At 73.0% G+C, this 14041-nt stretch carries 7 protein-coding genes; 5 read left to right on the top strand and 2 right to left on the bottom strand.

The genetic code is table 11. The features are described from left to right. Window positions 1-7 precede the first annotated feature (7 nt). Window positions 8-1966, bottom strand: coding sequence for a LamG domain-containing protein (locus QQM67_RS05220; RefSeq protein ID WP_314172403.1), 1959 nt, complete (start codon window positions 1964-1966; stop codon window positions 8-10). 630 nt (window positions 1967-2596) lie between these two features. Here QQM67_RS05220 and QQM67_RS05215 point away from each other — a divergent pair. After that, window positions 2597-5038 carry a hypothetical protein gene (locus QQM67_RS05215; RefSeq protein WP_314172402.1) on the top strand — a complete coding sequence of 814 codons (2442 nt, stop codon included), beginning with the start codon at window positions 2597-2599 and terminating at the stop codon, window positions 5036-5038. A gap of 199 nt (window positions 5039-5237) precedes the next feature. After that, the gene (locus QQM67_RS05210) at window positions 5238-6074 is read left to right on the top strand and encodes a hypothetical protein (RefSeq protein ID WP_314172401.1); all 837 of its coding nucleotides are present in this window, start codon (window positions 5238-5240) and stop codon (window positions 6072-6074) included. A gap of 126 nt (window positions 6075-6200) precedes the next feature. On the opposite strand, the gene QQM67_RS05205 is transcribed toward QQM67_RS05210, so the two are convergent. After that, complete coding sequence (locus tag QQM67_RS05205) at window positions 6201-7169, bottom strand: CbiX/SirB N-terminal domain-containing protein (RefSeq protein ID WP_399065353.1); 969 nt, start codon at window positions 7167-7169, stop codon at window positions 6201-6203. Between the two features lie 176 nt (window positions 7170-7345). Between QQM67_RS05205 and QQM67_RS05200 the strand changes: the two genes are divergently transcribed. From QQM67_RS05200 to QQM67_RS05190, 3 genes are all read left to right on the top strand, one after another. Continuing rightward, a complete protein-coding gene (locus QQM67_RS05200; protein WP_314172400.1) occupies window positions 7346-9562 on the top strand; it encodes a molybdopterin oxidoreductase family protein in 2217 nt (738 codons plus the stop codon). Between the two features lie 104 nt (window positions 9563-9666). Continuing rightward, complete coding sequence (locus tag QQM67_RS05195; protein WP_314172399.1) at window positions 9667-10479, top strand: SanA/YdcF family protein; 813 nt, start codon at window positions 9667-9669, stop codon at window positions 10477-10479. A gap of 155 nt (window positions 10480-10634) precedes the next feature. Then, window positions 10635-13871 carry an NACHT domain-containing protein gene (locus QQM67_RS05190; protein WP_314172398.1) on the top strand — a complete coding sequence of 1079 codons (3237 nt, stop codon included), beginning with the start codon at window positions 10635-10637 and terminating at the stop codon, window positions 13869-13871. The last annotated feature ends 170 nt before the right edge of the window (window positions 13872-14041 follow it).

Here is a 14041-nt window from a genome sequence, read left to right as displayed (position 1 = left end):
ACCGCGATCAGGACCTCTCGGCCAGGGACCGGGCCTCCGCCGGGGACACGGCCTTGCCGAAGGCCCGCACATCGTCGATGGTTCCGCCGACTCCCCTGAAGAACTCGTTCTCCGCCAGCCCGCGGCCCACCACGAAGTTCCCCGGTGACGCGAAGTCCTCTTCGTGGTCGACCGATTCACCGGGGCGGCCGTCGACGTACAGGCGGACCTTTCCGGCGGCCTCGTCGTAAACACCCGTCAGATGCGTCCATTCGCCCGCCTCGACCTCGACGTCGGAGACGGCCTCGTCCGCGTCGGCGTCCACGTCGTCCGAGGGTCCCTCCGGAATCCGCATCTCCCACTGCGACTCTTCCGCGTCGTATTGCAGCAGGAAACCGCTGGACTCCGGTCCGTCCTGGCTCACCACCGTCTGGGAGCGGTCCGTGTCGTTCAGCCTGACCCGTGCCGATACGGAGAAGCTGCTGCTCGTGTCGACCAACGGGCCGTCCGACGCAACGAATTGGCCCCCGTCGAACCTCAGCGCTCCTCCCGTCACACTGCTCGCGGGGGTCCCGCCGAAGAGAGTGCCGTCCTTGTCGTTGCCCGAGGTGTCGGGAGTGATCCGGCCGTCCACCTCGCCGAAGAGCCACTCCACTGCCGAGCCGTCGGCGGGCGGCGAGGGGGCCCGTCCCCTGCTGGGTTCCGACGGCGGGCCGGGCTTCTTCCCCGTGGGAGAGGGCGTCGTGCTGGTGGCCGAAGTACTCGAAGGGGAGGGCGTCTTGGAGGGCGACGACGTGGGCTGCACGGGCGGTCCCGGCTCCTTGCTCTGCGGCTTCCCCTTCGGGGGGTCGTCTCCGGTGAAGCCCAGAACGACGACGGCCGCGACGCCGCACAGTGCGGCGACTGCCGTACACCGGACGACGAGATCGGTCCGTCGCCTGCCGTTCATACGTGCACCGGCGCCCGCCGCGCCAAGGACCGCGGGCCGGGGCCTGCCGCTCGCCGGGGCGCCCCTTCCCGGGCCGTCCCTCCCCGGGATGTCCCTCTCCGGACTGTCCCTCTCCGGACCGCCCTTGCCCGGGCTTCGGTCGGCCCAGAGTTCGGTCGCGAGGGCCTCGGCCACCAGGGGTTCGGGGGCCGGGCCCTCGGGTCGCCCGTCCCCGGGCGCGAAGGGCCCCTGGCCGACGTCGTCCCTCGTACGGCGGGCGGCGTACTCCGGGCCGCCCCACGGCAGCAGAGCCCGCGCCAGCAGCGCGCCGCAGTCGTCCCGCACGGACCCGAGATCGGTGACGGCCTGGGAGCACCGAGCGCAACTCTCCAAGTGCGGTGCGAGTTCCGCGGCGATGTTCGAGGACTTCTCGTCCGCGTAGGCGAGCACCATGCGGTGGAAGCGGCGGCATTCGTCCCGCATCCCGCTCTGGAGGATCTGGACGTACGAGTTGTGCAGCTCCCTGCGTGCACGGCCGGTGAGCGCGGACACCTCATCGGGGCCGGCACCGGCCAACCGGCCCGTCAGCGCGCTGTCGTCGCGCTCGACCGTCTGGTGCCACAGAACCACCTGGCTGCGGTCCGCGAGACCGGCGAAGGCACGTGCCACGAGTGAGCCGGGGAGCGATCCCGGCGCCGGGGCGTCCGCGTCCTGGAGCGCCAACGGCCCGTTCGTCCCGATCCAGGTGGCCAACTCCGGTTTCAGCGCGCTCCGTTGGCTCTCCCCCGCCCACCCGGAAGCGGTACGCAGCACCGAAGCCAGCGCGTGGGGCCGTACGGCACCGCCGGCGCTGCCGTCCTCGTACTGCCGCAGCGCCTCCTCCCACGACGGGTACGCCAGCTCGCCGGCGGCTGTCTCGCTTACGGTGCCGGCGGACGCGAAGGCCCGTACGGCAGGGAAGTGGCGCCGCTCCAGCTCATCGAGCGCAGCGGAGGAGGTCTCCCCCATCTCCCGTACGAGACGGAGCAGTTCGGCATCGGACAGGCGTGCGCGATCCATCTCTCCCCGTTCGACTTACGCCGGTACCCGGCGTCTCCTTCGCGGATCCCGCGGCTGCGCGGCACACGCTCATGCGGTCACGCGGTCACGCAGTCACGCGGTCATGCGGTCACGCGGTCGGGTGGTCAGACGGCGCGGTCACGCGGTACGAGAAGAAGCGGTACGAGAAGAATGCTTCGTGCGCCGACTCAACGATCCGGATCCGCGCCGCGGTCATGGTCGGTCGTCTCCTGGCCCCACGCAAGGGCTTCGAACGCCAACGGCCCCTGAGCAGCCGTTCGTTGACGACGGACTTGACGACAGACGCCCGGGCCGTGGGCTGCCGTGCTCCGCGATTCGCCGGTTACCGGCGGGTCGGGACCGGTCCCGGGCGACGTCCCCTAGCGTCACCGCGCACCAGCAGACCAGGACCTTGTCGCGCCATGTCCAAGGGTCAACCGCCGGCGCGCTGCGTCCTGCCGTGAGGAGGCGCCAAGCATGCATCTACGGAGAGTTCCGGACCCACCCGGCCGATCCCCGAAGGCGGAGGCACGTTCCGGTCCCGGCTCAGCGGTCGGTTCACCGGGAGATCACGCGGGTCGTGCCTGTCTGGTGCTCGTCCGGGACCCTCGACTCGCTGACGCCGTCGCCGTGGGGATGCGGTCGCGGTTCGCCGAGTCCGGCAGGGACGTCCCAGTGCTCGTACCGCCCATGTACGGGGACGAGTTGGCCGCTCCAGGGGCGGCGCGGCGGCTGCGGGCCTGGTGGGACCGGCAGAGCACCGGTGTGGAGCTGTCGGCGGCCACGCTGCTGATCGTCGGCGTAGAGGAGGAACTGGCCCGCCTCGGGCGGGTCACGTACGTCGCGGTGCAGCCGGAGCTGACGAAGACTCGTTCGCGCCGGCACGGGGACGCGGTGATCGAGGTACCGGCGGCCACCGTATGCGAGTTGGTGGACGCCGTGGCGTCGGGCACGGTCGGTGCCCGCGATCGCGGCGGACCGTCGAAGAGGGCGGGGGCGGCGTTCTCTTCCCCCGGCGGCGCCGGGAGGTCCCCTCAGTCGCGATCGGAGTGGCACGCGAAGCCGCTGTGGGACCGCCGTCTGGTCCGTACGGCGGTGCTGACGGGGGCGTTGGGGTTCGGCGCCTGGCTGCTGCCGGCCGTCTTCGCTCCGAGCAATGCGCAGGCCGCGACCGTGCAGCAACGGCAGGAGCAGCCGGAACTGCCGGGGCAGTCGGGCCAGTCGGGCCAGTCGGGCCAGCAGCAACGGCAGGAGCCGCTGGAACCGCAGCCGTATCAGCAACAGCCGCGGTATCCGCAGCAGTCCGGCGACGCGGCGTCGGCGCAGCGCGCGGGAGCGGACTTCTCGCGGTCCGGGCAGCCGTCGTTCGAGCAGGAGGTCCGGGAGCGCGTCGCCCAGCGGTTGCGTGCCGCCGGGGTGGACGAGGAGGCGTTGCGCCAGATCCAACGGGGGCTGCGGGCGCCGGACTTGGCCGACCGTAGTTCTTCAAGTCCCGCTGATCCCGCGGGTGACGGGACGCGCGAGGCGCAGGCCGAGGACGGGACGCCTCAGGCCGCGGACCGCGCCGCGGACCCGCGTACTCTTCCGGCCCCCGTATCGCAGGACCCCGAGGACGACTCCGGGGACGACTCCCAGGACGCCGGGGATTCCGAGGACGAAGCTGTCGACGGCGCCGACGAGGACTCCGCGGACGACTTCGAAGACTCCGACGACGGGTCCGAGGACTCCGCCGACAGGTCCGACGACGGTGACGACGAAACCGACGCGGACGCCGGTACGCCCGTGCCCGACGTCCCTTCGCCGGAAGGGGCCGACAGCTACCCCGAGGCGCAGAGCGACCAGCCGTACGGCGGACCGGGTACTACGCAAGCGCCTGAGGACGACGGGGCCGGAGCACCGTCCGCGGCTCCCGACTCGTCCTCTCCGGGTGCGCCCCCGGCCGCTGCCGGCCAGGGCCCTGAGACCGGACGGGACGTTCCCGCGGACAGGCCCGCGCCGCCGGCCGAGGGGCAGAGCCCGGCTCCGGCTCCGGGGGCTCCGGCTCCTGAGGGCGGTGCTCCCGCTCCGGCCGGGCCGCAGCAGGCGCCGCCCGGTTCGTCACCTTCGGAGCTGGCGCGTGCGGAGGAAGCCCAGGCCGAGCAGGCGCAGGCGCCGCAGCAGGCGCCGCCCGCTCCTGCGCCTCCGCCTGCGGAGTTCAACTGGGGCGACTTCGCGGGGCGCACCTTCGACGGTGCTTACACCGGCTTCGTCAACACTGATCAACTCGTCGAGGCCACCGGGAACTTCAGGGACCCGGAGAATGCCCGCCCGCTTCCCCAACCTGAGGGCAGTGATGCAGGCAAGGCCGCATCGAAAGGCGCTTCCAGGTGGATTGCACCCGTCGCCGGTGCCGTAGGCGGCGTGTGGAACGCGAGTGAGTACGTCGGCTCGACCCTCAGCCCTGAGGAGAGGGAGTCCATCGGGGAGTGGAACAAGGACGGGCCGATGATGGAATCTCAGGAGCCCCCAGCTCCGGAGAACAGCCCACCCACGTACATCCCCGGGCCTGTCAACAACGGCTGGGCGGGCAGTCTGCCCTTTGCCGAGCTCTGGCAGCAGGAGCCCCCGGCGGCGGGGCCTGGTTCGTCGCCTTCGGACCTGGCGCGTGCGGAGGAGGCGCAGGCTCCGCCGGTGGCACCGCCGCCCGGAGCGCCGGCTCCTCCTGGAGCGCCGCCGCCTGAGGGCGGAGCTCCCGCTCCGGCGCCTGCGCCCGCGGCTCCCGCTCCGCCCGCCCCTGAGGGTCAGGCCCCGGCTCCGCCCGCACCCCAACCAGAGCCCGCGCCTGCGCCAGCACCCGAGCCCGCACCGGAACCGGCGCCTGCACCCGAACCCGCACCCGCACCCGCACCGGCACCTGAACCCGCGCCCGTCCCCGCTCCGGAACCCGCGCCCGCACCGGAGCCCGCACCGGAACCGGCACCTGAACCGGCCCCTGAGCCCGCACCCGAACCGGCACCTGAACCCGCGCCTGAGCCCGCTCCGGAACCCGCACCGGCACCGGAACCGGCTCCCGCGCCGCCTCCCGCGCCGTAACCGCCGGCCCGCTGCCGCCCGCCCCTCCGGGCGGCAGCGGGCCTTTCCCGTCTACGAGTTCGGAAGCTCAGAAGCTCGGAGTGACGCCATGCCGGCCCAGGAGGAAGGCCACGGCCCCGCGGCGGAACGGGGACAGCTTGATCGGACTGATCGGACTGATCGGGCAGGTCGGCGACGCTCCCGTCCGGAAGTGGCTAGCGTGACCCCGGACATCCGGGACGAGGAGGCAGAGCCGATGACGCTGTCGCCGCGGCCACCGAGCAAGGTCAGCCTGCTGCCGAGGGACTACGGGAGCCTGTCTCGGGACCTTCCGCCCACGCAGCCCGGCACCCTGTTCGTCATGGGCGTGAACGGCGGCATGAGCATGGCCCCCGACGCCGCCTTCCCCCTCGTGTTCGGCCGCAACGAGCCCGAAGTCCACGTCTGCGTCGCGCCGGACGACCCGCATGTCAGCCGAAAACAGGGCTACATCACGCGGGAGCACTCGCGATGGGTGCTGAACAACACCGGGCGCCTGCCCGTCCGGCTCCCGGGGGGACGCCTGGTGCTGGGCGGTGACCGGGTCGAGCTGCGGTCCGGCTTCACCCCGCTGTTCATCGTCGCCCCGAAACGGGAGCACCTGCTGGAGGTGCGTGTCGCCGCACCGACACCCGGCGCAGGTGACGACGGCCTGCATGAGGCCGCCACGCACGAGGGCGACGTGTGGGACCTGACCGCGACCGAGAAGCTGGTCCTGATCTGCCTCGCCCAGCGTTATCTGCGCAACGACCCCATGCCCCAACCTCTCCCCTGGGCCGAGGTCGCGGCCGAACTGGCAGATCTGCGCCCGGCGGAGACCTGGAGCAAGCAGCGGGCGGCACGCATCGTCGCCGGCGTACGGACGAGGCTCAGCTCCACGGTGCCGGGGCTCATGGAAGACGAAGTCCCCCAGCCCGTCGGCAACGCGCTCAACCACAACCTGATCACCGAGCTCCTCGTGACCACGACCATCGTCAAGTCCGACCTCGGCCTCCTGGAGAGCGACGGCCATCGCTGAGAGCGCCTGCACGCCGCCCGCGAGGCCTGCCGGCTGACCGGTGTTGGCACGCCGTACCGAATCGCAGTCCCGCCAACACGCCGCAGCCTGCTCGCAATTCGGCCCATGCAGTGCGTGCGTACGGGCCTACGCCGGTACGAGCCGCCGCTGTTCCGCCGAAGCGGCCCGTGCGCGTGCCTCGTCGAAGCGGTGCAGTACGAGCCGCGCCAGTGCCGGATGCGCGCCGATCGGCGCCGACGCCGCCCAGGGCGCCTCGGCCGCGCAGCGGGCCGCGAAGTACCCGGGCGCGGTGAAGCACGAGGCGAGCGCGATGCGGCGGTGCCCGGCGCCGCGCAGTGTCCGTACGGCCTCGGCGACGGTGGGGCTCGCGGCGGAGGCGTACGCGGGGAGTACGGGAGTGCTGCCGCCGAGCCGTTCGCCCAGGTCCGCGGCGATGCGCCGGGCACCCTCGGCGGACTCGGGGTCGCGCGAACCGGCGGAGGCCAGCACGACGGCGTCCGGGCCGGGGTTCCCGGCGTCGTTCGCCGCGTCCTCGCGGGACCCCCCGTTCTCGCGGGACTCCGCGTTCTCGGCGGTCTCCCGCCGGACCGCTTCGGTGAGCCGCTCGTGCAGGGCCTCGGCGAGGAGCGGATGCGGTCCGAGGGGTTCGGCGACCGTGCCGCGGAGATGGGGAGCCGCTGCGAGCGCGCCCGGGACGTCGTGCTTGACGTGGTGTCCCCGGCCGAACAGCAGCGGTACGAGCACGACTTCACCGCGCGGCGGCAGCGCGGCAAGGGTGTCCGGCAGCGCGGGTTCGTTCAGCTCGATGTGCCCCAGCTCGACGCGGAGGCCCGGCCGCATGGCCCGTACGGATGCGAGCAGCGCCATGACGGTGCGCAGCGCGCCGGGGTCGCGCGAGCCGTGGGCGACGGCGACGAGCGTGGGGGCCGGGACCGGACGGATCGCGGTCAGCTGGGTGTGGAGCTGGGAGGTGAGGCGGGTCATGAGCTGCGCCGTACTGTCGAGGTCGTGCAGTGAGAGGGGGCCGGGACCGGGCCCCGGTTCGGAGCCGGGATGGGGGCCGGGACGGGATTCCAGGGGTAGCGACGCCGTCATGGAGAGAGGTTGCCGGACGGTCTTTGCCGCGCTGTTGCGCCCGCGCGCTCGCTTCGTTGCGGTGCCCTCACAGTCCGTCCGCCTCACCGGCGAGACGGTACGGCGCTGAGGACCGGTTGCCGGGGGTGTTACCTGCGCAGCGGACGCTCGTAACAGGCGTGTTCCACGCTGGCGCCATGCACGTGAACCCCGTCGCCGCCGCGTCCGGAACCGACACGCACTGCCCGTACTGCGCGCTCCAGTGCGGCATGACGCTGCGGCCCGCATCCGGCGGCCACGGCCGTGGCGACTCCGAGGGCGGGGGCGAAGGCCACAGCGAGCGGCCGGGCCTGGAGGTGGCCGAGCGCCCGGACTTCCCCGTGAACCGCGGCGCCCTGTGCGGCAAGGGACGGACGGCGCCCGAACTGCTCGCCCCGCACTCCCGCCTCACGCAACCCCTGGTGCGGCGGCGCCCCGGCGGCGAACTGGAGCCCGCCGGCTGGGACGAGGCGCTGGAGGCGGTCGCCGCGGCGCTGAGGCGCACACGCGCGGAGCACGGCCCCGACGCGGTGGGCGTCTTCGGCGGCGGCGGGCTGACGAACGAAAAGGCCTACGCGCTGGGCAAGTTCGCGCGGCTGGTGCTCGGCACGTCCCAGATCGACTACAACGGCCGGTTCTGCATGTCCTCGGCAGCGGCCGCCGGTACGAGGGCGTTCGGCGTCGACCGCGGACTGCCGTTCCCGCTCGCCGACGTCGCCCGTACGGACTGCGTCGTGCTCGTCGGGTCGAACCTCGCCGAGACGATGCCGCCCGCGCTGCGCTATCTGACCGAACTGCGGGAGAACGGCGGCACGTTGATCGTCGTCGACCCCCGCCGAACCCGCACCGCCGAGCAGGCCGACCTCCATCTCGCGCCGCGGCCGGGCACCGATCTGGCGCTCGCGCTGGGCATGCTGCATCTGGTCGTCGCCGAGGGCCGGGTGGATACGGAGTACGTCGAGTCGCGCACCGCCGGCTGGCCGGAGGCCCGCAGCGCGGCGATGGCGCACTGGCCGGAGCTGGTGGAACGCCTCACCGGCGTCCCGGTGCCCGAACTGCGCCGCGCCGTAGGCCTGTTCGGCGACGCCGAGCACGCCATGGTGCTCACGGCGCGCGGACCGGAGCAGCACTCCAAGGGCACCGACACGGTCGGCGCGTGGATCAACCTGTGCCTGGCGACGGGGCGTCCGGGCCGTCCGCTGTCCGGCTACGGATGCCTGACGGGTCAGGGCAACGGGCAGGGCGGACGCGAACACGGCCAGAAGGCCGACCAGTTGCCCGGCTACCGCAAGCTGGACGACCCCGCGGCCCGCGAACACGTCGCCGGGGTCTGGGGCGTCGACCCGGCGAGCCTGCCCGGGCCGGGGCGCAGCGCGTACGAACTTCTCGACGCGCTCGGCGGCGACGTGCGCACGCTGCTGCTCGCGGGATCGAACCCCGTCGTCTCCGCGCCGCGCGCCGCGCACGTCGAACAGCGGCTGCGGTCACTGGACTTCCTCGCGGTCTGCGACGTCGTGCTGTCCGAGTCGGCGCGGCTGGCGGACGTGGTGCTCCCCGTGGCGCAGTGGGCCGAGGAGACGGGCACCACCACGAACCTGGAGGGCCGGGTGCTGCTGCGCCGCAAGGCAGTCGATCCGCCTCCGGGCGTACGGACGGATCTTCAGGTGCTGGAGGAGCTGGCGGCCCGGCTCGGCTGGGAGAAGGGCTTCCCCGCGGCGCCGGAGGAGGTCTTCGACGAGCTGCGCCGCGCCTCCGCGGGCGGCCTCGCCGACTACTCGGGCATCAGCTACGACCGCATCGCCGAGGAGGACGGCGTCTTCTGGCCGTGTCCGGAGCCGCCCGGGCGGGAGCCCGGCGGGGGCGGCGGCGCACGGCGCCCCCATCCCGGTACCCCGCGGCTCTTCCTCGACCGCTTCGCGACGCCGGACGGCCGTGCGCGCTTCGCGCCCGTGGTGCACCGTCCCGCCGCCGAGGAGCCCGACGCGGGCTATCCGCTGCTGCTGACGACGGGACGGGTGCTCTCCCAGTACCAGTCGGGTGCGCAGACGCGGCGTGTCGGCGCCCTCAACGACGCCGCGCCCGGCCCGTTCGTCGAGCTGCACCCGCGCCTCGCCGAGCAGTTGGGGGCCGAGGACGGAGACGCGCTCGCGGTCGTCTCGCGGCGCGGGCGCGCGGTGGCGCCGGCGCGCGTCACGCGCGGCATCCGGCCCGACACGGTGTTCATGCCCTTCCACTGGGACGGCGAGGGGCGCGCGAACTCGCTGACCAACGCGGCGCTCGACCCGGTCTCGCGGATGCCGGAGTTCAAGGTCTGCGCGGTACGCGTCGAGGTGGAGCGGCACGCGACGGGCGGGCGGGCCCCGGACCTGCCGTAAGGCGTGTCCGAGCGTCCGCGGGGCTTGCGTCCGGCAGCAGTGTCCGGCGGCCATGTTCCGCCAACTCCGCAACCGCGCCCGCGCGTTGCGGCGTCGCATCAGTCATGCACGACGGACCGCACGACAGACCTGCCGCGCACACCCCCCGCCTTGCACGCCTCGCACGCCTCGCACGCATTCCGCGTACTCGACGCACGGACCGCCCGGAGCGTACGGAGCACACGGCCCGCACCGGCCGCGCCGCCCGGACCGCCCGCCGCAGACGTGCCGCACAGGCCGCGATGCTGTGCTGCGTGCTCGGCCTGCTGCCCGCCACCTGGCTGCGGCTGAGCACCGACGACCTGCGCGCGGACGCGGGCACCGCCGACGCGCCGGCGGCGCCGGTCGCCCTGGTCTTCGGTGCCGGACTGTGGGACGGCGAACCCTCCCCGTATCTCGCGCACCGGCTCGACGCCGCCGCCGACCTGTACGAACGCGGCAAGGTACGGGCCGTCCTCGTCTCCGGCGACAACAGCCGCAAGGAGTACGACGAGCCGGAGGCCATGCGCGCGTACCTCACCGAACGGGGCGTCCCCGCACGGCAGATCGCCGCCGACTACGCGGGCTTCGACACCTGGGACTCGTGCACCCGCGCCGCGCGCGTCTTCGGCGTCGACCGGGCGCTGCTGGTCAGCCAGGACTTCCACATCCGCCGCGCCACCGCGCTGTGCCGGGCCGCCGGGATCGACTCGTACGGCGTCGCCGTGCCCGAGCCGCACGACGCCACCTGGTACGCGGGCGGACTGCGCGAGATCCCCGGCGCAGCGAAGGCCGCGTTCGACGCCGGTGCCACACCGGACCCGCGCTTCCTCGGGCCGCACGAGCACGGCGTGGACCGCGCTCTCGCGGACGCCCGCCGCCGGGGCGCGGGACGCTAGCCGTACGGCCCACTGCCGGCCGACCCGTGCCGCACCGGCGCGGCCCAGCACGACCACGCCTTCACGGGATGCCTCGCCGTCATCTGCCGCCTACGCTTGGTCACTTGTCGTTGTCCGTACGTGAAGTACACGTCAGTCAGCAGCAACGGGGGCTCATGGAACCCATCAGCATCGGCGCGCGTGTCTCCTCGGCCGTCGCAGGACCTCTCGTGCGACGCCTCTTCGCTCAGCCGGGACCGGGGGCCGGCCTGGTCGACTCGCCGGTACGGCTGGACTCGCTCGTCGCCTGGAGCCAGAAGCGGACACTCGGCGAGAACGAAGTCCGCCGTGTGGCCGAGCAATTGGTGCGCGAGGCGTTGTGCAACGAGCCCGGCGAACCACCCGTACAGGCCGACGAGGAAACGGCGGTGGCGGAGGCGCTCGCGGCGACCCTGCTGTCCCTCGGCGAGATCGGAATGGACGAGGTGCAGGCGGTGCGCCTGCGTCCGGACGGGCTGGCGCTCGTCCTGCGCCGAGCGGCCGACGACTCCGCCCGTGCCGCGGTGCGCCATCTCTCGGGCGACGGAGAGGCGTTGTACGAGAGCCTCCTGGAGCTCGCCTGCCTGCACATCCTGCACTTCTTCACCCGGCGCGACACCTTCCCCCGCGCCACGGCCGTGGAGACGGTGCGGATGCTGGACGAACTCGTGCAGCGCGTCGACCAGGCGCTCACCCGGCTGTCCGACCAGTCGGCCGAGGATGCCGATTTCGAGCAGCGCTACCTCGCCCGCTTAGCCGAGAAGCACGACGAACTGCGCATCTTCGGCGTGGACTTCTCCGATCCGCGCCGCGCGCACTGGCCGCTCAGGGAGGCGTATCTGAGCCTTGAGACGCGCCAGATCGGCGGTGCAGACGCGGGGAGGCGCCGGCGTGTGGAGGAGGCACTCGCCCGGCATCCCCGCGTGATGCTGCGCGGCGTGGCGGGTTCGGGGAAGACCACGCTGGTGCAGTGGCTCGCCGTCTCCGCCGCCACTCGGAGCCTCTCCGGCACGGGCCTGGAACGCCTGGCGGCGCATGTGCCGTTCGTGCTGCCTGTCCGGACGCTGACCCGCACGTCGGAGGAGGAGCTGCCGGGACCCAGCCAGTTCCTCTCCTCCGTCGGCCATCTGATCCAGGACGAGGAACCGGAGGGCTGGGCGCTGCGCGTCCTGCGGTCGGGTCGCGGCATGCTGCTGATCGACGGCGTGGACGAGGCGCCGGAAGCGGACAGGGAGCGGGTACGCGCGTGGATCACCGAGCTGCTGAGCCTCTACCCCGAAGCGTATTGCCTGGTCACGAGCCGTCCTTCCGCGCTTGACACGGGCTGGCTCCAGGAGTCGGCCTTCAGCGAGGTCGCGCTGCTCGACCTGAACCGTCATGACATCGAGCGCTTCGTCCACCGCTGGCACGCCGCCGTGGCCACGACCGTACGGGAACGGGACCGGGACGCCGTCACCGAACTGCGCGACTCGCTCGTCAACACCCTGCACAGCAAGCCCGATCTGCGTCAGCTCGCCACCAACCCGCTGCTGTGCGCGCTGATCTGCGCCCTGCACCGCGATCGCAACAAGGAGCTCCCGCGCGACCGGATGGCGCTGTACGAGGCGGCTCTGGCCATGCTGCTGCTCCGCCGCGACGAGGAGCGCGACGTCCAACTGCCGGAGGGCATCAGCCCGTCGGCCGCCGCCGAGAAGCAGATGCTTCAGCGCATCGCCTTCTGGCTGCTCCAGAACGGCCGTTCAGAGGTGCACAGGAACAGCGTCGAGCGGATCATCGAGCGCGCGCTGGCCGCCATGCCTCAGGTGGCGAGTGCGGAGCAGGCACCCGACGTACTGCGCCACATGCTGCTGCGCACCGGACTGCTGCTCCAGCCCACCGACCGCACCCTCAGCTTCGTGCACCGCGTCTTCCAGGACTTCCTGGCCGCACGGCAGATCGTCGACGACGAGCTGTTCGGGATGCTCGTGGACAACGCGCACAAGGACCAGTGGGAGGACGTGGTCCGGATGACCCTCGGTCACTGCCGCGAGCACGAGTGCGCCGAGGTGCTGAACGGGCTGCTGGAGAAGGGCGAGACGGCGCGGCGGGCGAGCCTCGGGCTGCGCTGGCGGCGGCTTCATCTGCTCGCCGTCTCGGGCCTCGAGCACGTCACCACCCTCGACCCGGAGGTACGGGCCAGGACCCAGGCCTGCGGCCGGGCGCTGTGGCCGCCCGAGGACAACGACAGGTCCGCCCGGATGCTGGCCGACGTGGGGCCCGTCGTCCTCGACATCGTGCCGGAGGCCGACGAGGTGGAGGACGAGCGCGAGGCCGAGTCCGCGGTGGTGATCGCCGGACGGCTCGGCGGAAACAGGGCGTTGCGCCTGCTGCGGCAGTACCGGACCCACAGTGCGCGCGGCGTGCGGCAGCGTCTCGCCGACGCCTGGGGGAATTTCGACACCGACCGGTATGCCGACGACGTGCTCTCGTACACGTCTTTGGACGACGTCCGGCTGCACCTCGGCAGCGCGCGCGAGTTGGCCGCTCTGGAGCGGCTGGGACGTGTCTCCGAGGTGGTGGTCGAGAGCGAACTCGCCGCGGAGTGCTCGGCGTTGCACATCGTGGAGCGTCTGATGCCACGGGAGCCGTGGTACCTGCGGATCGAGGACTGCGCGGGGCTGGAGAGCTGCGACCCCCTGGAGGGGCTGCCGCTGCGGGAGTTGGAGCTGTTCGGTGTGCCGGAGGATCTGGACCTCACACCCGTCGCTCGCATGTCGCGGCTGGACAGGCTCACCCTTCAGGGCAAGCTGCCGGTTCCGCTGCTGCCGGGCGCGCGCGAGATCCACGGGAAGAGCGGGTCACCGCTGCGGGAGATGCGCATCGAAGGGCTTCGGGCCGAGCCGGCGGGGCTGGAGGGCGTCGAACGGCTGCGAGGGCTTGAGCGTCTGGTCGTTCAGCGGCCGACGACCGGCGCCGGCGCGCTGGCACGCCTCGCCGGACTGCCCAGGCTGCACTCGCTGATCCTGCACGTGGCGGACACCGCGGAACTGGCCGCCGTGCCGCCGCTCCCCCAGGTGCGGCACCTGGCGCTGCGCACCGTGGTGGGAGCCGAAGGCCTCGGCCCGTTGCCTGACGCCTTTCCCGGCGTCGAGGACGTCGTCCTCTCCCTCTCGGCGCGCTCGGGCGCCCGGACCATCGATCTCGCGCCGCTGCACCGCTGGTCCTCCCGCATCCGGTACGTGGCGGTGGAGAGTGCGCACAGGGTGAGGGGACGCAGGCCCTTCACCGACCGCCTCCACATCAGGCCGGAGCGCGTCGGCGGGCCGACCTTCGACGACATGGTGGGCTCGTACTACGGGGGCGGCGCCGCGCCTCTGGTGCCCGGGGAGGACTGACGCGTCGCACTGACGCGGTCGCACTGACACAGTCGCTATGTGGCCAAGTCCCGGTCTCCGACGGCGAGATGGGCGAACCGATCGGTCTCCGGGCGGGCCGACGGTCAGCCGGCCGCCTTGCAACCGGGCGCCGGGCGCCGGGAATTCGCACGACACCGGCCGTGCCCGGC

Origin of the sequence: Streptomyces winkii (assembly GCF_032248595.1) — a bacterium.
In the GTDB taxonomy this organism is placed as follows: domain Bacteria; phylum Actinomycetota; class Actinomycetes; order Streptomycetales; family Streptomycetaceae; genus Streptomyces; species Streptomyces winkii.
The sequence above is the reverse complement of the archived record's forward strand: the minus strand, read 5'-3'. Positions and strand labels throughout refer to the sequence as shown.